This is a genomic window from Roseovarius sp. B-10 (assembly GCF_056859295.1).
In genome coordinates this window covers 1-16926 of sequence record NZ_JBSXOE010000013.1, presented here as the reverse complement: position 1 = coordinate 16926, position 16926 = coordinate 1, and the positions used below count along the sequence as shown (strand labels likewise).

Annotated in this window: 16 protein-coding genes; 7 read left to right on the top strand and 9 right to left on the bottom strand. The window is 62.0% G+C overall.

All coding sequences use genetic code 11. The features are described from left to right. The 5 genes from AC13D8_RS00690 (at nucleotide 1) to AC13D8_RS00670 (ending at nucleotide 4735) form a co-directional block, all read left to right on the top strand. A complete protein-coding gene (locus AC13D8_RS00690; RefSeq protein ID WP_037240084.1) occupies nucleotides 1–696 on the top strand; it encodes a TrbG/VirB9 family P-type conjugative transfer protein in 696 nt (231 codons plus the stop codon). After that, nucleotides 693–2072 (top strand): TraB/TrbI/VirB10 family type IV secretion system protein, encoded by a 1380-nt coding sequence (locus AC13D8_RS00685; protein ID WP_037240082.1) that lies wholly within the window; start codon nucleotides 693–695, stop codon nucleotides 2070–2072. The genes AC13D8_RS00690 and AC13D8_RS00685 overlap by 4 nt, the downstream gene beginning before the upstream one ends. A gap of 4 nt (nucleotides 2073–2076) precedes the next feature. Then, nucleotides 2077–3063 (top strand): ATPase, T2SS/T4P/T4SS family, encoded by a 987-nt coding sequence (locus tag AC13D8_RS00680; protein ID WP_037240081.1) that lies wholly within the window; start codon nucleotides 2077–2079, stop codon nucleotides 3061–3063. Beyond that, nucleotides 3060–3248: a hypothetical protein gene (locus AC13D8_RS00675; RefSeq protein ID WP_009820227.1), complete on the top strand. Its 189-nt coding sequence runs from the start codon at nucleotides 3060–3062 to the stop codon at nucleotides 3246–3248. The genes AC13D8_RS00680 and AC13D8_RS00675 overlap by 4 nt, the downstream gene beginning before the upstream one ends. 407 nt (nucleotides 3249–3655) lie before the next feature. Next, nucleotides 3656–4735 (top strand): TrbL/VirB6 family protein, encoded by a 1080-nt coding sequence (locus AC13D8_RS00670; protein WP_037240075.1) that lies wholly within the window; start codon nucleotides 3656–3658, stop codon nucleotides 4733–4735. A gap of 136 nt (nucleotides 4736–4871) precedes the next feature. Here AC13D8_RS00670 and AC13D8_RS00665 read toward each other — a convergent pair whose 3' ends face one another. Genes AC13D8_RS00665 through AC13D8_RS00650 form a run of 4 tightly spaced genes read right to left on the bottom strand, consistent with a single transcriptional unit; the run spans nucleotide 4872 to nucleotide 7793 of the window. Continuing rightward, entirely contained in the window at nucleotides 4872–5312 is a 441-nt protein-coding gene (locus AC13D8_RS00665) for a type II CBASS E2 protein (protein WP_482967204.1), read from the bottom strand. 32 nt (nucleotides 5313–5344) lie between these two features. After that, entirely contained in the window at nucleotides 5345–6544 is a 1200-nt protein-coding gene (locus AC13D8_RS00660) for a nucleotidyltransferase domain-containing protein (RefSeq protein ID WP_009815561.1), read from the bottom strand. Continuing rightward, complete coding sequence (locus tag AC13D8_RS00655; RefSeq protein ID WP_037240067.1) at nucleotides 6541–7578, bottom strand: CBASS cGAMP-activated phospholipase; 1038 nt, start codon at nucleotides 7576–7578, stop codon at nucleotides 6541–6543. Before AC13D8_RS00655 ends, AC13D8_RS00660 begins: the two co-directional genes overlap by 4 nt. A gap of 14 nt (nucleotides 7579–7592) precedes the next feature. After that, nucleotides 7593–7793 (bottom strand): DUF2188 domain-containing protein, encoded by a 201-nt coding sequence (locus tag AC13D8_RS00650; RefSeq protein WP_237066036.1) that lies wholly within the window; start codon nucleotides 7791–7793, stop codon nucleotides 7593–7595. Between the two features lie 90 nt (nucleotides 7794–7883). Here AC13D8_RS00650 and AC13D8_RS00645 point away from each other — a divergent pair, with 90 nt between their 5' ends. Beyond that, the gene (locus AC13D8_RS00645; protein WP_037240063.1) at nucleotides 7884–9005 is read left to right on the top strand and encodes an XRE family transcriptional regulator; all 1122 of its coding nucleotides are present in this window, start codon (nucleotides 7884–7886) and stop codon (nucleotides 9003–9005) included. Further along, the gene (locus tag AC13D8_RS00640; protein WP_037240062.1) at nucleotides 9002–9508 is read left to right on the top strand and encodes a PIN domain-containing protein; all 507 of its coding nucleotides are present in this window, start codon (nucleotides 9002–9004) and stop codon (nucleotides 9506–9508) included. Before AC13D8_RS00645 ends, AC13D8_RS00640 begins: the two co-directional genes overlap by 4 nt. Nucleotides 9509–9661: 153 nt before the next feature. Here the strand turns inward: AC13D8_RS00640 and AC13D8_RS00635 are convergent, their stop codons facing one another. The 5 genes from AC13D8_RS00635 to AC13D8_RS00615 form a co-directional block, all read right to left on the bottom strand. After that, on the bottom strand, nucleotides 9662–11668 hold the full coding sequence (locus tag AC13D8_RS00635; protein ID WP_037240060.1) for a type IV secretory system conjugative DNA transfer family protein: 2007 nt from the start codon (nucleotides 11666–11668) through the stop codon (nucleotides 9662–9664). An 8-nt stretch (nucleotides 11669–11676) separates the two neighbouring features. Beyond that, on the bottom strand, nucleotides 11677–14028 hold the full coding sequence (locus tag AC13D8_RS00630) for a relaxase/mobilization nuclease domain-containing protein (protein WP_037240058.1): 2352 nt from the start codon (nucleotides 14026–14028) through the stop codon (nucleotides 11677–11679). After that, nucleotides 14015–14608 (bottom strand): helix-turn-helix domain-containing protein, encoded by a 594-nt coding sequence (locus AC13D8_RS00625; protein ID WP_037240056.1) that lies wholly within the window; start codon nucleotides 14606–14608, stop codon nucleotides 14015–14017. The genes AC13D8_RS00630 and AC13D8_RS00625 overlap by 14 nt, the downstream gene beginning before the upstream one ends. 517 nt (nucleotides 14609–15125) lie before the next feature. Next, complete coding sequence (locus tag AC13D8_RS00620; protein WP_037240054.1) at nucleotides 15126–15332, bottom strand: hypothetical protein; 207 nt, start codon at nucleotides 15330–15332, stop codon at nucleotides 15126–15128. A 537-nt stretch (nucleotides 15333–15869) separates the two neighbouring features. Next, nucleotides 15870–16799 (bottom strand): DUF2493 domain-containing protein, encoded by a 930-nt coding sequence (locus AC13D8_RS00615; protein WP_037240049.1) that lies wholly within the window; start codon nucleotides 16797–16799, stop codon nucleotides 15870–15872. Nucleotides 16800–16926: the final 127 nt, after the last annotated feature.

Below are 16926 nucleotides of genomic sequence, written 5' to 3'. Positions count from 1 at the left end.
TTGATCAGTAAGTTCCTTGTTGCGGGCCTGTTTGCCCTACTGCCGGTCATTGCCTTTGCCGAAGCGATCCCGCGCGGTGGTCCAAATGACAGTCGTGTGCGGCTGGCCACCTACCAGGAAGGCCAGGTCTACCGCCTCAGCGTCTCGCTCACCCATGTCACCACCATCGAGTTTGGAGAGGGTGAAAGCATCCGCTCGATCATCGCGGGCGACACCGAGGGCTTCGAGATCGATGGCGTCCCCGGTGGTCAGGCATTTGCAATCAAGCCCGTCGCGCGCGGCGTCCATACCAATGTGACGGTCTACACGAACAGGCGCAGCTACTACTTCAACGTCGAGGAGGTCCGCAGCCCAACCTTCTACGTGGTGCAGTTCCGCTATCCAGACGACGCTGCGCGCCCGACCCGGGCCATCGCGGCCCAAGCGCCGAACTACAACTACGGTGCCAGCGCGCGGACCGAGTTCACGCCAACCCGCATCTGGGATGACGGGACGTTCACGTATTTCGCCTTTCCAAGAAACGCACCTGTGCCAGCGATCTTCCGCTACGCGGGCGGCCGTGAACGCACGGTCAACACGCAAACCCCTGAGGACGGTGTGATCCGCGTCAGCGGCGTAAACCGCCAATGGGTCCTGCGACTTGGCGAAGAGGTGGTCTGCATCGAGGCGATCCCGCCCGCGGAGGCCGCCTCATGAGCGATACCGAGAACACCGAGCTGGAAAAACGCCTCGCCGCCCTTGAGAAAGGCAGTGCCCGCGCCCCCACGGCGGCGCAGCGCCGGTCGCCCCTTCTCGCGCTGATCGTGGTCCTCGTCATCGGCGCGGGTGGTGCCCTGCTTTATCTTCTCTCACAGCCCGACGAAGAGGAAGCCTTGCCGACGGCCACCCCGGATGTCTTCCAAAACGAGGGGGACGGCTTTGGCGCCATCGAGACCTTGCCCCCGCCCGAGCCCGAGGTTGTGTTTGTCGGACCGGATCCAGTCGAGCCCAACGCGGAGCTTCTGGCGCAGATCACCGCGCTGCAGGCTCAGATCGAGGAATTGCGCAACGCCCCCGAACCGGTCGTCGAGGAAGACACCGCCGCCGCAGAGGCGATCGACGCGCTGACCGCTCAGATTGCGGCGCTACAAGCCGCCTCGGAAGCCGCACAGCAACGATTCCAGGACGAACTGACGGCGCGGGATCGCAGCCTTGAGCAACTCCGCATGGATCTGGAACTGGCCCAACTCGAGGCCAGCCGACCGCAAGCCGCGCCAGCGGGCCCCACGGAAGATGAGCTGCGCGCACGCGAGCAAGAGCGACTGCGCCGCGAGGAAGAAGCCCGGCGCATGGCCGAGCTGGAGCGCCGCGCCGCGGAGGAACGCGCCTTCCAAGAGCGGCGCATCGCCTCGCCCACCATCGCGTTTGGCGGCACGTCCGGAGCGAATGAAACGGCTCTGACCGAACGCACCTTCGGCGAGGTGACGGATTTCGTGCTGAACGGGGCGCTGCCCTCGACGGTGACGCAGGCCGAGGTGATCGCCAACCCCTCCAACACGATTCTACAGGGCACCATGATCCAGGCCGTCATGGAAACCGCCCTTGACAGCTCCCTGCCCGGCCAGACCCGTGCCGTGGTGTCCGAGGATGTCTACAGCGTCGATGGCGTGCGCCTCTTGATCCCCCGCGGATCCCGTCTCGTCGGGCGCTACCGCGCTGGCGTCGATATCGCGCAGCGCCGCGTCACGATCGCCTGGGACCGGATCATCCTGCCCGCGGGCCAGACCGTCCAGATCAGCTCATTCGGGGGCGACGAACTCGGCCGTTCCGGTGTCACGGGTTTCGTGGACACGCGCTTTGCCGAGCGTTTCGGGTCGGCCGCCCTGATTTCGCTGATTTCGGCCGCGCCACGTGCCGCCGCATCCGAGGTCCAGGATGAGACTGCCGCCGACGTTCTCGAAGACGTGGGCGATGATCTGGCAGATGCGACGGACAGCGTCATCGGCGACTATCTCTCAATCGGCCCCGTCATCTATGTCGACCAGGGCGCCCACGTCACGGTCATGGTCGACCGCGATCTGGAGATATTCTGAGCCCATGTCGCTGAGCTATCTCGAAACCTCGCTCGACCGGATCGACGCCGCCGCTCGCGACGATGTCATCGAGATCTGCATCAACCCCGACGGGACCTGTTGGGGTGAGTTCCAGGGCGACCATTTCATGCGCCCACTGGATCAAAGGCTGACGGGCGTTCAGGTCAGGGACCTCGGCAACCAGATCGCCTCCTCAGCCAATACTACGATGAGCAAGGACAGGCCTATCGTCTCGGTCTCGATCACCTACAAGGGGCGACCGATCCGAGCTCAGGTGATCACCCCGCCCGCCGTGCTCTCTGCCATGTCCATCAGCCTGCGGTTCTTCTCAAGCCTGCCACTCGATGGGATCGCGCTCGATTTCCTCTACGGAAAAGAGCGCAAGCTCGAAGACCTGCGCGTCGAAAAAAAACGCGCCTTGCGCGCCGTGGTGGCCGCGGGTTTGATCGATGATGCGCTCGCCTTCTGCGTCGAGAACAAACTCAACATGATCGTCTCGGGCGGCACCTCGACCGGCAAGACCGTGGCCGCGCGCAAGATCCTCTCTCACGTACCGGCCGAGGAACGCATCGTCACCATTGAGGAAGCCGCCGAGCTGCTGCCGACCCAGCCGAATGCCGTGACCCTCATCGCCAATCGTGACGCGGAATTCCAATCCGCCGATGTGCTCCTCACCGCGACGCTGCGCATGCGCCCCGACCGGATCATCCTCGGCGAGGTGCGCGGCAAGGAGGCCATGACCTTCCTCGAGGCGATCAACACCGGTCATGGCGGCTCCATGACCACGCTCCATGCCGAAACCCCGCAACTGGCCGTCCAGCGGCTCGCGATCGCAGCACTCAAAACCGAGATCCCGATGACCTATGCCGACATGATCCAATACATCGAGAATTCCATCGACGTGATCATCCAGGCCGGTCGCCATGACGGCAAACGCGGCATCACCGAATTCTACCTCCCCGGCGCAACTGAGATTGGAATTTCCCAATGAAGACGTTTGAATATGACATCCTGTTCTTTCCGGTGAAGAAGCAAAAGGACTACGACGAGGTGCGACGTGCTTTGAATGAGCGCGGCGCGGAAGGGTGGGAGGTTATCACCGCCGAAGCCGGCGACTACGGCTACACCACTTTCTTGAAGCGTGAGACTGGTACAATGAAGGCGGCATCGGAATGACACGGGCTATTGCAGTCGCTGGCCTGCTCTTGATCTTTGGCACAACTGCTAGCGTAGCCGAGCGGAACCTGATCCCGACGCTCGACAACCACCCAAATGTTTGCCCAGACCAGCCACCTGAGCCGAAGTGGATGCAGAACATCAATGTGCGCGAATCCTATAAGCGCCTTTTAATCCAACAGATATATCGGGCTCAAAGCATGGAGCGCGTCGTAGAATCGCAAAACTGCGACTGTCCCACGCGGTATCCATCTTGGGCAGCAGCCGAACGCGTATACGTCGAGCATTTCGCCGCATCTGAATACTGGGACATCGTGGAAGCGACTTCCGCATACCGACGCCAAGCAAATGAGCTTCGACGCGAAGCCATGCCTATCTGCGAAGCCACCGGAAACTGGTAGGTCTCCATGAGTGTCGTCACCTATTTCGTGGAAACCGCTGAAGGCTATCTCAATACCGCTGCCGAGACGCAATTCGGCGCGGTCGCCGCAACGGTCGGCACGTTGCTGGTTCTGGGCACAACACTAGTTGTCATTCTGGTCTTCATCAACATGATCTACCAGTATCGCGCCATGGACGGCCGAACTGCCTTTTGGCTGGCCGTGAAGGTCGGACTTATAGGGGTCTTCGCGGCCAACTGGGTCCAGTTCAATGCGCTTGCCTCAGCAATACTGAACGGAATTGACAGCATTGCCGGCGCCCTTGTGGCTTCTGTCGGCGGCGGATCACCTGGTCCGTCCGGTACCTTTGCAGAGGAATTTGACGAACTGATTGCAGCGCTAGGGGACTATCTGAATGCTGCGGGATCTGAGCTGAACTGGATGGCGGGTGCCTTGCTTGACACACTTGGGGTTCTGCTGCTCTCGATTCTTGGCGGGTTGGCGGCGTTTATTGTTGTGGCGTCCCGGCTCATGATCGCTCTGCTAATTGGCATTGCGCCAGTGATGATCTTCTTGACCCTGTTCGAGGTGACCAAGGATTATTTCGCGCGCTGGTTATCCGCGCTCATTTCATTCGCGATGTATCCGATCGTCGTCGCCGGAGTGTTCGCGACGATCACGGGGGTCTCTCGGGCGCTTCTTGCCGAGCTTGGCGACCCGGAGGGAGCCTCGAACATAGGGGCCCTTATCCCATTTTTCATGATGGTGCTGATGGCAAAGGGTTTCATCATAGCAACGCCTTTCTTGGTCCGGGCGATTTCTGGAAACATCATGATGCCGGCACTCTCGGCCGGGTTCGGGGGAAGCTATGCCTTCGCCAGAGGGCTTGCAGGTAGCCAACAAGTTTACAATCGCTATGCCATCGGTGGCGCAACTGGGGCTGAATACGCAGCCCTTCGAGCGCGACAATTCTTCGGCGTGCAAGCCTTGCCGAGCCGGCCAAATACTGCTGGAGGGCCAACTGCGGCTCGTCCGGGTGACGCAACCGGAACAGGCGCCCGAATGCTGGCACAGCTTTCAAGACTTGGTAGGTTGGGCAGGCGGTGACAGCCAGGTGCCAAAAACTTGCCAAAACTGCAAAGGTTTCGCCGCGGGTTTTTGTCATTGCTAAACGGTTGATCCCTCGCGACACAAGGCACGTGGCCAAACACGACCGTTTCTGCCACAGGCGGCATCGACAATTTTAGCACCGTGCCACGGCCCTGCGCATCGCCCGATTGCCAACTGGCTTAGGCTCTTCGCCGGGGTGTTGCCCTTCACCTTTCCAGTCGTCTGACCAAAGCCAATCTTCGAAATAATAGAGCCAAAGGTAAGTCCACGGAATGATGGTTTGGTCGATCCGCTTCCGCGCGTCCCATTCCCTGGCACCTGGAAGATAAAGACAAAGGCGCAGCGGATCTCTGTAGACGTGAGGCAAAGGACGCCCTGCCGCCAGCAACTCCAGATCCGGGTCGTCTATCTGAACACCGGGCGTTTGACCCGGCTGAAACGTGATAGTGGCAAGGTAGGAGCGCGCCAAGGCGGTCGGTTGTATAGGCTCTTGCCATGTCAATTTGTTTGCGCGGACCTGCCCCACACCACTGATAGCCGGGCTTGCCTTCAGGAACAGCAGCTGCTGCGACAAGGTCAGGTCGTATTGCCCGCCTCGTCCTATCATCAATCACCGAAGAACGTATTTGTGGGCACGGTCGTTGATGCTGCGACCTTCGATGTCGTCAGCCCGACCACAGGTGCGACAGAAAGCAGACCCGATTTGCGACCATCCGACACCGCATTGACGCGGTTGCCGAGAACCCGTCCGGTGACACCGGAACCGAACGAACGCTCCATGTTCAATGACACACGGTCCTGACCAACAGCATCGCGAAGGACTTCAAAGTCGGACAGAGCTTGTGCGTGCCACGCATAGAACGCTGGTGCCCGGCGTTCATCCTTGTTCCAATTGTCGGCGAAGTTTTCCCCGTTGGTTGTCTCGTTCAGGATGGCATAGCCCCGCCGTCCGTCCAGAATCGGGCGGTCGATGAAGTGCGGCATCATCCGGATCGTTTCGACCAACAGATCCATTTCGTCATGGAAGACGTGGTTGCGCACGCAATAGGCATAGGACTGCATCGCAAGGGTGGTAATGATAACGGAAATCGGGGCCACGTCTTGCGTGTTGTTCTGATAAAAAACGTCGCGGTGCCGTTTGAGCAATTGCACGATGCGGCGCAGGATGCCTTTCACTGCTTCTCGGACGGGGAACGGCTCCACCGTCGCCTCGTCCCGCTGCATGGCGATAAACTTGCCCACAAAGGTAGGCCGGAGTGCGGCGCGCTCATCGAACAGGGTCTTGTAGGCCCGCGGGTTTGTCGGATGCCATTCCTTCAGAGCCCGGTCGGGCACCAATTCGCCCCGGTTGCCGCAGACCGGGTTTGCTATCGTCGGGGATAGGTCGAGGTGGAAGTCCCCCGCATAGTTGAGACGCCAACAACGCTTTTTTTCTTCGAGAAGGCGCACATAGGTGGCGTGTTCCTTGAGCCGGTTTCCAACCGCCGCCTTCAGGGTCGCTGGTGAGATGCCGGACGCGATACCTGCACAAAAGCAGATCAGATCGACATCGAATTCCCGCCGCCCGATTGGCTTCACGGCCGTTCCAAGCGCACTGGACCCTTGGAGATAGACCAGAACACTGACGAGTAGGGGATCAGTTGAACCGGACAGCCAGTCTCCGACGGCACCATAGCTCTGGCGCGCACGATCAAACTGGGTTTCGGTGAGGTCCAGATCCTCGCCTATCTCGTCCAGGATGGTGAATATCTGCGTGCGCCGCCGAATATCACTGTCGGTCAGCGGCTGTCGCAACATCTGATTCATGCCGCTTTCTCCTTGAGTTGATAGACCGGCACGAAGGTATCGGCAGGCTGGGTGAAAAAGATCGGGGTCAGGTGGGGCTTTGCTTTTCGGGCTTCTGACATACCGAGGCCCTTGAGGCGGCCGATCTTCGTGGTGTCATCCAAGGTAAAAAACCCGCTCGGGACAGACGGCGAAATGCGGTAGATGCGATCCCCATCGTAAGGGTGTCCCGTCAGAAGTTTTGCCATGCCGAGGGCGCCATGTGATTGCCCATCCGCGTAAAGGTTGAGGACTTTGAGGCCGAGTCCGGCAAACCCTGGACTTTCGGGCAGCATGTAGACTTCGTCCAGACACCCCAGGCTCAGAATGCGCAGGTCTGACGGATGCCACCCCAGAAGAGTGATGGCTTCGACGACAGCAATGGCTGTGGGATTGTTGGCCCATGTCCCGCCATCGGTCAGGCCAATATCATCAGCAGTGTGATGTCGCTTGAAATACGTAGGTGCCGCTGCCGTAGCCAGGGCGGCATCCAGCGCAGTCTTGCGATAATCGGTTTGCAGGCGTGTGTGATGCGCGGTCTTGTAGATATAAGGGCTGCGGAGATCGGCATCCCACGCCGGGATCACCAACCGGGTCTGTGATTGCCCGATCAGATCGTTGTTGAGAACGGCCTTGAGTTCACGGGCAAGAATTGCCGCATCGTGCTTTGGACCGACTGCGTGCCGACCTGTGGCGGTGAGGTTGCGCCATGCCTGCCGTATCCTCCCCAGCGGTTCATCATCCGCATTGTCCTGACCGAAGATGACAGGCCCGCGACGCTCGTAAAGCTCGAGCAGTTCCTTTGCCGTGCGGCCGAGGCCAAGGCCGAGTGCGATGATGCCACCCGTCGATGTGCCCGCGATGAGATCGAAATAGCGCCCAATGGGCTGGCCCAGATCTTCCTCGAGCCCCGCGAGGAATGCAGCGGGCATCGTGCCCTTAATCCCGCCCCCGTCGATGGAGAGGATGCGACGTATCTGCCTGTTGTTCCCACCGTTGCTCATCCTGACATCCATTCCGCTTATGCCCTTCAGCCTTTCGGCGGATACGGGTCCTTGCCATAGGTGTTGCGCTCGCGGATGCGACCGTTCTCGCCGTGGATCAGCATCTCGCTGCCCTGACGAATGGCGGATTCCCGCGCGGCCGTGATGGCCTCGCGCTGCGTGCCGTGGACGGAAGACGCGCGGGAGTTACCCGCCCCCTTCACTGCCCAACCGCTTTCATGCGGCACAACATGCTGATTTTTCTTAGACATTTCAAGCCTCGCGTGTCGATTTCGGTTGACGATGCGACAACCTTGTGTTTAAATATACAGTAAGAAATGGCGCTTATCAACCACAACAATAACCGCCGGGAGAGGATCATGTTCGGACAAAGACTGCGACTTGCCCGCAAGCGGGCGGGTCTATCCATGCAAGCGCTCGCGGAGCGCGTAACCCCAAACGTGTCGGCACAGGCCATCAGCAAATACGAGGCGGACAAGATGATGCCGTCTTCGTCGGTGCTGGTCGGCCTCGGCAAGGCGCTCGGCGTGTCACTGGACTTCCTGCTCGGCGGTCAGGTCGAAGCTCTGGAAAGCGTCGAGTGGCGAAAGAACTCGACCGCCTCGGCGCAGGATCGCGCGATGGCGGAATCCATTGTGATCGAGAAGCTCGAAGACTATCTTGCCATCGAGGACATCCTCGACATGCACCCCGCTGAAGACCCCTTCGCCGTGCTGCGCGTGGACATGGTGGCCGATGAAGAGGCCATCGACGCCAAGGCGCGGGACGTGCGGCGCGAGTGGCAGCTTGGGATCGACCCGATCCCGAGTATGACCGCGCTGCTCGAAGACAAGGGACTCAAGGTCATCGAGGCCGATCTCCCGGAACGCATCAACGGGCTGGCCTGTCATGTCGAACGGGCAGAGGGCGCACCGACTGAGGTGATCGTCGTCTCGCGGCACACCAATGTCGAACGCAAGCGCTTTAACCTCGCCCACGAACTCGCGCACCGGATCATCACCGAAACCGGCAATGCCGCACTGAAAAAGGAACCCTCGATGCACCGCTTCGCGGGGGCGTTCCTCATTCCGCGTGAGCATCTGGAAGAGGAAGCTGGCCGAAACCGTCACGGCATGACCTGGATAGAGATCATGCGGCTCAAGCGCACCTATGGCGTCTCTGCCGCCGCGATGCTCGTGCGGCTCGGCCAGGTGGACATCCTATCGAAGAGTGCTGTGGAATATGCGTTCAAGACCTATGCGCGAAGCTGGCGGCGCGAGGAGCCGGAGCCTATCGGTCCAGGCGAGGGCTTCGCGGCTTTCGAGAAGCCGCAGCGCTTCGAGCGCCTCGTCTGGCGCGCGCTCGGCGAGGAGATGATTTCCCCCGTGCGGGCGGCGCAAATGCTCGGACTCCCCTTGAGCGTTGTCGAACGCGACATCAGGGGGCCTCGTGACCAGTGACCTGTGTTGTCGTCAATGATGCGTCCTGTCTTATCGACTTGAAGAAGGGAGAGTTGCTGCACGTCCTGCTGCGGCTGCCCTATCGCTTCATCGTGCCCCTGCCCATTCGTGAAGAGGAGCTTCTCGACTTCACGGCTCAGGAATGGCGGATGCTCGAAGATGGTGGCCTTGCCACCTATGACCTGCCAGCCGAGGAAGTCGCGCAGGTGGTTGCGCTCAAGCGTGAGCACAGCCGTCTGTCAGCCTATGACTGCTTCGCTCTGGTCACGACAACCTGCCAGGAAAACGGCATCCTCCTGACCGGCGACAATCTTCTGCGCAAAGTCGCCACCGCCCGCGCTGTGCGCGTTCATGGCGTCCTGTGGATCATAGACGAGTTGCACGCCGCCGAAGTCTGCGAGGTCGAGCTTCTTGTTTCCGCACTGCAAATCTGGCGGGCGGATGAGGCGGTCTTCCTGCCTCCTGCCGAGATCGACAAGCGGCTGCGCCGTCTGGGGGCATAATCTGAACAAGGTGGAGATGGCTGGACCCTGCCCACGACGTTCCCAGAGAGAGATCGAACGGTCGTGCAAGCCAAACCCTCTTTTTGGCAAAAAAACACCGTTTGTTACATTCAGCGTTACGGAAGCTACGGGCAGGTCGCCATGCCCGCCACCCTATCGAGCAACCAGCTTTTCACTACCCTCCTCCCGCAGCATCGTTTCCATTTCATCCAAGCCATCGACGGCGGAGCGCATTTGCGCCTCATCAACGACGCTCGCAGCTTCGGCATCCACGACCTGGCTTCCAAAATCCATCTCCATCTGTCGCTGCTCCTCGGCGACGACGGCTTGAACGACGGGCGCAGTCTTCTTTGGAGCACCGTCGTTTTGCCCTGACGGGTAACCGCCAGATACTTGGCTTGCGCTCTCCATATCCACATCGGCTTCACCTCCGCGAGGCACGTCCGACGGCGGAGTCATCGGCATAGCGCGCACACTCAGCGGCAGATTGCCTTGCGGCCCCCCTCCCCCCAGCTCCGGAAACGGCAACTCGCCCGTCTGCGCCGCGTGGATCGCCTTGAACAGCCGATCGTCGAAGTACTGGATCCGCTTCGCACGGACCGGCATCTGGGCATCGATGACCATGACAATTTCATCGAGCGGCAGACGGCGCGCCTCATCTTCAGGCAACAACGAGCTTTCTTCAGTCCGCGTGGATTGGCTGCGGCCTTCAAAGGGGTTTTTGCCGATGGACTGGGATCGCGTGATGACGGTCTTCGTCGTCTTGCCAACCGCCTTGCTCAGTTCCTCGACTGTCTTTTCATCCGAAGGCGTCAGGTAGAGCTTCACGCCGGCGTTGCCCTGCAGCGCACGGCGGGTGTTCTCGCCATAGATTTCATCGAGGGCGGGGATGGTTTGTGTCACGACGGCCAGGTGGCCGCGATAGGTCCGCAGGGTCTCGATGCTCTCGACCACGATGGGCATCTTGCCGAGGCGATTGAACTCATCGAGCATGATCATCACGGGCCAGGGTTCGTCGGGGCCGGGATCCTTTTCCTGCATGGCGGACAGGAGATCGGAAAAGAACAGCCGGATCAGCGGCGCGAGCGGCTTCACCATCAGCGGCTGGACCACCAGATAGACCGAGAAGGGCTTCTTGCGGATCGTCCGGAAATCAAAGTCCGAGACTGCCGTCGCCTCATCGATGGCCGGGTTCTGCCATTGATCAAGCCCCGAGGTCATCAGGAGCGAGACGTAAGAGGTCAGCGTATCGTTGTTGGTCGAGGCCAGCCGGGTGAAGATCAGCTTGGCGGCCCGGTTATCCACCTCATGGCCCCGCGCGAAGTACTCCTTCTGCTTGTTCCCACCCGAGGCCGCGATCCGATAGATTTCTCCCAAGGTGGGGCGCTTGCGCTGGAACGCCAGCAGGCCTGCCGCCACGAAGAGATCGATCCCGCCCTTGAGCAGCCCCTGCACCCGGTCATTGTCGCTCTGCAGGAAGAGCGTCGCAAGAAGCTGCAATTCCATCTGCTGGCGCGCGGGATCTTTCAGCTCAAAGATGCGCAGGAGCGGGTTGTAGCGGTGCGTGCGCTTGCCCTCCCAATCGGTGGGGGCAAAGCGATAGACCTTGTCGCCTTGGGCTGCGCGATGCCGGGCCGTGGCCTCAAAGCACTCGCCCTTCACATCGAGCGTCACGGCGGAGCCTTGCCAGGTCAGCAGGTTCGGAATGACGAAGCCCGTGGTCTTGCCGCGGCCCGTGGGTGCCACGATCAGCGCATGCGGGAAAACCTTCGAGCAAATGTAATTGGCGCGGGAGCTCGGCGTCCCCAGCTTGCCGAGGATGAACCCGGTCCCTGGCGCCCCGAAGAAGCCATTGGCCTTCATCTCGCGCGCGGTCTGCCAATGGGTCTGGCCAAAGCGTGTGAGGGCCGAGCCTGAGAGGGCGAGGCTCAGCATCAGGCCGGCGGCGGCGAAGCTGCCGATGATCAGGTGAATAAGTTGCGCATCCTCCGGGCGGCGGTCCAGGATCGCCAGGTAGTTCTGCGCGATATATGCAAAGTCGATCTCGGCCCCGAAGCCGAGATCCTGGTAGGTCAGCACCGCCGAGGCGATGGTATAGCCCATGGCGGCGGTCACCAGCGTTACCAACAAGACACCGGTCGCGATCCGCGCCTTTCCCATGGGCGCGCTCAATGGACCTGTCCCCGCTCGGTCTCGCCATCCACGTCTGTGGCGCGGTGTTTTTCATATTCGGTGTCGGCAAGATCATCGACCACCTGGCGCAGGGCCTCCGTGTTGGCCGTCGCGGCATCGGATTGCAGGTAGACCTTGGCGACATAGAGCCGGTCGAGGCGGTCCTCGAGAACCTTGTCCAGCGCATCGGCATCGCCGGATGTGAGCCGCTCAAGTTGACGGTCATCCAGCACCCGCGCGATCTCGGTTCGGAAAGCGTCCCGCTCCGCCTCGGTCTCGAAAGGCGCGGACAACTCCCCCGCCCGCTCATGGTCCAGAACACGCGCAATCTCGTCTGCGAGGCGGTCGGTACGGTCAGACTGCGGCGCAGTTTCACCGCGGGCTGCGAGGAGTGCGTCGCGCGTGCCAACCCCAAGCCCCTCGCGCATCTCGGTTTCGCGGCGGACCTGATTGATGACCTCCGTGTCGCGTATCTCGACGACGGCCGCATAGGTCGCGCCGAGCCCACGGGCGAGATGGGACGGCATGTCCGGATAGCGCGCGCGCAAGTCATCCGTGACAGCATATGCAACGGGCGTGCGGACGTCGCGTCCCTCCATGATCCGGTCGACCTCGCGGGTGATCTCGCTGGCGCGGGCCGCATCGGTGATGGTCTCCCTGTAGGGTTCAGACCGGTCGATCACATCGCCGGGGCGTGCGAGCAGGTCCGGGTGTGCTTCGAGATACGCGCGCTGCTCCGTCTCGATCCGGCGCTCCGCTCGCGATACAACCTCCCAATCCCGGTCCTCGATCTGCTGCGCGGTCAGGCCGTCCGCGCGCATCTCCTGACGGATTGTCCCTTCCATCGCCCGGACCGCGTCCCGGTGATAATGGAACCGCTCGCTGATCGGTTCTTCTTCCATGACACCATCCCGGCGCAGCACGTTCTCCCGCTCCAGAAGCGTGCCAAGCACGACATGCACATCGTTGAGGATGTCGCGCGCCTGTTCCAGATCGGCGCGGCGTTCGAGGTTCAGATCGCGCGCCTCGGCCACCTTGGAGAGATCATCGGCAATCCATTGATGCTCCAGTGCTGCATTTGAGGCGCCCGTCTCGATCCGGGCCACGACTTCCGATGTGCTGATCCTCGTGCCGTGTAGTGCCGCGTCAATGCGCGATCTCAGATCGGGCTCTACCAGACGCTCGCGCTGGCTGGCGTCGATATTGGCTTCGGAATAGATCCCGCCCTCCGAGGGGGGCTCTGACAGCGTGGATGATCGCAAACCGAGAGGCTGCATGTGCTGGACCTGCGTCTGGATCTCGATGAGACGTTTTTCCAGCACGGGACGTTCCGCGTCAGGCTTCTCGGCGATCATGCCCTGCACCCGCGCGAGCTTCTCCGCATAGAGGCTTCTCAAATCCTCAAAGCTTTGATCCTCGGCCATATAGACATCTCCTGTTCGGTCCACCTGCCCGCCATGCGCCAGCACCTCGCCCGCGCGGAAGAGGGCCGCGGCGATGTCTTCGCGGGCCCCGCGGACCTCGGAGGTCTCCCGGGAGGCCTCCACGGCAAGCGAATGGTAGACGGTTCTGGTGTTGGCGATCTCCGCCAGCGTCCGGGTCAGGTCGGCCCCCACACGCTCCCGCTCGCGGGGCGCGCGGCCCTCTTCTTTCGCCGCATAAACCTCGCGGGTAGCGGCGGGGTAATGCACAACACCGCGATCGACCCGCCGCGTGGCCTCCAGGCGCACGCCGTACTTCTCCGCCTCCTCGACCATGGCGAGGCGGAAGTCGTCATAGTTGAAGCGATGATTGCGCCCCAGAAAAAAGAACTCACCTTCCTGCGAGCGGCGGTTCAGCACCAGATGCGCATGCGGGTGATCGCGGTCCTCATGCACCGCGATGATGTAGTCGAAATGCCCCGCATCAGTCTGGAAAAACCGCTCCGCCACATCAGTCGCGATGTCGCGCACATCCTCGCCGCGCGTGCCGATGGGGAAGGACATGAGCATGTGGGTGGTCTGTCCGAGCTTGGGCTTGAAGCCCGCATCCCACCGCTTGGCAAAGCGCTCGGTCAGATCCTTGATATCACCCGCCTCGAGCTTCGCTTTGCCATCCAGGAACCCGCTACTGTCCACGATATGGGTGGACTTGGTCGTGAGGTAATCGAGCTGGTTTGCGAGCTGCGATTTCGTGTGCGTACCCCCGCTTCGGATTGCCTTGAAGACCGCCGGCCGATGCCCTGCTGCCGCGCGCACAAGCTGGGTCTGCTTGGCCACGTGCAGCCCCTGCATCGAGCCCCGGACGCGACTCCAGCCATCCCGAAAGACCTCGCCCGTGACGGCATGGACAGCATCATTCAGCCGCATGGGCAAACTCCCTCAGCGCGGCCGTGGCCTCCAGCTGCATGACGTCGCGCCGACGCCGCAGCAGCAGGTCGATCTCGTCAGCGGAATCCAGAATGAACCGCGCCAGCCCGCGCATCTGTGCAAGGCGCAATTCAGTGAACTCGGCACTCGTGCTGCCCCCTGCCCCCTGCCCTTGCCGATTGGCCTGCGTCATCTGTTTGGCGATCTGCGCGACCCCATTGCCGACCTCGTGCAGCGAGGCGCGGTAGCGCGCCATCTCAGCTGCCATCTGCGCGTCCGGAACGAACACCCCGCCTGCCGCCTGAATGAGCCGCCGCAGCCCCTCGGCCCGGCTTTCGATCCCCGCCTTCGCCAGCACCGCGTCGAGCGCCTCAAGCTCCGCAGCCGTGACCTTCACACTGACCGCTGAGACCGGAATTGCGGCATCCGTCTGGCGCTCGGCATCGGCTTTCAAGACGTAGCGCACGGCGCGCGATGTAACACCGAACCGCGCAGCCAGCTCGGACGTCGACACACCCTCCGCGGCCTCGCGGACGATCTGCATCTTCTCGATCTCTGTCAGGCGTTTTGTTCGGGACATGCGGAAGAAAGACCCCCTATTTCCTGCCACCTTCCACCAAGGCTGCCCCTACCTTACAATAATATATCACGCTGTCAATTATATACTTACGTCGCATTCAGGCTCAGGCAGCCTTGGTGTCCGCTTCCCCCGCGGCCCGCAGGGACGCGGCTCTGCCGGCCTCACCACAGGGCGACCCACCTGTCCTAGGGGTCCGGTCCGCCAGCCCCGCCCGAGGGTCTGGCCGAACACCACGTGTTCGGACGGAACCGCGGGCGGGCGCAAACCCCTCCGACAGGGCGGACAGGCAGGGTCAAGGAGGGCCAGATTTGGCTTGCCAAATCTCTGCCGCAAAAACCGGGAGGCCTTGGCCGATAGGTTTTTGTGGATGGCCCCCTTGAGGCTGACTGGCCGGTCTGTCGCGGCCTGATCATTCCGGGCGGAGTGCGTCCGTTGAACGCGTAGGGACCGGCATCCCTGGAACAGGGATCGGGCCGCCCCAAGATCGTCCTGGGGCGGCCCATCCTCGTCAGAGGATTTAGTCCTGGGGATCTTTCGCGCTCGGCGGGAACATCACCAGCTCCGAGACCGCGACCGGGAAGTCGAGCTTGAGGCTGAAGAACTCCGAGCCGCCCCCGTTGCGGGTGTTGCGGAACATCGCACCCACGCGCTGAAAACGGGTGCGCTCCTGGCCATCGGTGTCGGTGAACTTGACGGGGACGGTGGCGACGTAGTGGTTGGTCATTTGGGTTACTCCTTGTTGCGATGGGGATCACCCGGCACGGGGGCAAAAGGCTCGGTCGCAAGCGCAAATGCGGAGGGTCCGCGGCCAGCCGTGGAAGCCGTTTTTGTGCTTGCCGAAGCGAAGCGCAGGGCACGATTGGGCCGACGCCGTGCGATCCACATCTATGAGCAAAAAGGAGTGATCCGGATGACCCTTGCCATCACGCAGCCGCCACCATCCGCGTCCGCGTCCCGCCGAGCCTGGCCGGGGTGCTGACGGAGCCCGCCCGCGTGGATGCGATGTTCCGAAACACCACCCGAAGGTTGTGCAGGTCTTCAGCCTCAAGTGCGACGTCTCGATCCCTCGCGTCTTGCCCCGCTAACGATGTGCGTGAGGTGCGCACCATCCCCAGCCCATACCGATGCGGATGGGCCGCACTCTGACGGACTGGGTAGAGGGATGGCAGTGCCGGCCGCTGCAGACTGCCGATCACGCATGACCGATCGCACGCGCCATGAGACATGACGAAAGGGCCGCGCCAAGCGCGACCCCCTCTCTTCAATCCTGCGACGCCTTCTTCGCCGGGTCCGCAACCCGCATGACCGTCAGACCTTTCGCTTCCGCCTTCTGCCCGAGGTTCAGCGCGACCCCGTTGCCGCCGAAGAGTACAACCCCCGTCGCCGCGAACTTGTCGTCCAGCATTTCGTCGTTGCACTTGAACGGTGCCGCCCGCCCATGCGCGGACCAGCGCGGATCGAAGCGCGCTTGTGCGACACCCCGTGCGCGCGCCCACCGAGCCGCAATCATCTCCGCCCCGTGCTTGCCACCTTTGTGGCAGAGGAAGATCTCCTGATTGCGGTTCTGCTTGATCCGCTCGCGAACCTTGTCGAGCGTGTTGAAGACCACATCAACATCGGTCCAGTCGGTGGCGCCTGAGACGATCAGGGGAACCCCCTCGACTTTCGACTTCTCGGCGGTTTCACGGTCGTGCTGCTCGAGGAGCTGCCGCGCCTCGAAGACCGCCCCGGTCTCTTGCGCCCGGACGCTTGCGCGCGACCCGGCTGCCGGGATGAAGGCGTGGCCCGTCTCGATCTCGTAGCATTCCGCCGCTGCCTCGCTCATCACCTCGATGGCGCTGACGATCTCGCGCAGCTGCAGAAAGCGCGCCTGCGCCTCTTCGAGCGCAGTCTCGGCGATCTCCGATCCGTCATGGGATTTTGCCAGCGCGCCGATCTTGTCGGCGGTGCGGTCGACCTCCTTGCCGAGCGCCACCTTGCGGCGCTGCAGGATCGTGGCGAGCCCATGGGCCAGCGGTTCGATCTCTGCTTCAAGCCCGGTCCCGCGCAACTGCCCGAGCAAAGCCTCGAAGCTCTCGCGGATGATGTGGTCGGTCAGGATGTGATCTTCCGGGATCGGCAGCTGCGCGTCCTTCTCGGTCAGCCCGAAAAGTTCGATGGTCTCGTAGGTGTTCGCATTGTCGTAAGCCATGTCTGGTCTCCAGTGTTCGGTTCCAAGGCCACCACGTGAGTGTGGGGGCATGGCCGAATGCCTGGTTTCCGAATCTGCCCGGGTCAGGGACGGCGCAGCCGCCGGCTTGCCGGGCGCAAAAGTTTTC

What these genes read in the sequence shown, in the direction of transcription:
- AC13D8_RS00685 (WP_037240082.1), top strand. Translation starts at nt 693, where the DNA reads ATGAGCGATACCGAGAACACCGAGCTGGAAAAACGCCTCGCCGCCCTT.
- AC13D8_RS00680 (WP_037240081.1), top strand. Translation starts at nt 2,077, where the DNA reads ATGTCGCTGAGCTATCTCGAAACCTCGCTCGACCGGATCGACGCCGCC.
- AC13D8_RS00675 (WP_009820227.1), top strand. Translation starts at nt 3,060, where the DNA reads ATGAAGACGTTTGAATATGACATCCTGTTCTTTCCGGTGAAGAAGCAA.
- AC13D8_RS00670 (WP_037240075.1), top strand. Translation starts at nt 3,656, where the DNA reads ATGAGTGTCGTCACCTATTTCGTGGAAACCGCTGAAGGCTATCTCAAT.
- AC13D8_RS00660 (WP_009815561.1), bottom strand. Translation starts at nt 6,544, where the DNA reads ATGAATCAGATGTTGCGACAGCCGCTGACCGACAGTGATATTCGGCGG.
- AC13D8_RS00655 (WP_037240067.1), bottom strand. Translation starts at nt 7,578, where the DNA reads ATGGATGTCAGGATGAGCAACGGTGGGAACAACAGGCAGATACGTCGC.
- AC13D8_RS00645 (WP_037240063.1), top strand. Translation starts at nt 7,884, where the DNA reads ATGGCGCTTATCAACCACAACAATAACCGCCGGGAGAGGATCATGTTC.
- AC13D8_RS00635 (WP_037240060.1), bottom strand. Translation starts at nt 11,668, where the DNA reads ATGGGAAAGGCGCGGATCGCGACCGGTGTCTTGTTGGTAACGCTGGTG.
- AC13D8_RS00630 (WP_037240058.1), bottom strand. Translation starts at nt 14,028, where the DNA reads ATGCGGCTGAATGATGCTGTCCATGCCGTCACGGGCGAGGTCTTTCGG.
- AC13D8_RS00625 (WP_037240056.1), bottom strand. Translation starts at nt 14,608, where the DNA reads ATGTCCCGAACAAAACGCCTGACAGAGATCGAGAAGATGCAGATCGTC.
- AC13D8_RS00620 (WP_037240054.1), bottom strand. Translation starts at nt 15,332, where the DNA reads ATGACCAACCACTACGTCGCCACCGTCCCCGTCAAGTTCACCGACACC.
- AC13D8_RS00615 (WP_037240049.1), bottom strand. Translation starts at nt 16,799, where the DNA reads ATGGCTTACGACAATGCGAACACCTACGAGACCATCGAACTTTTCGGG.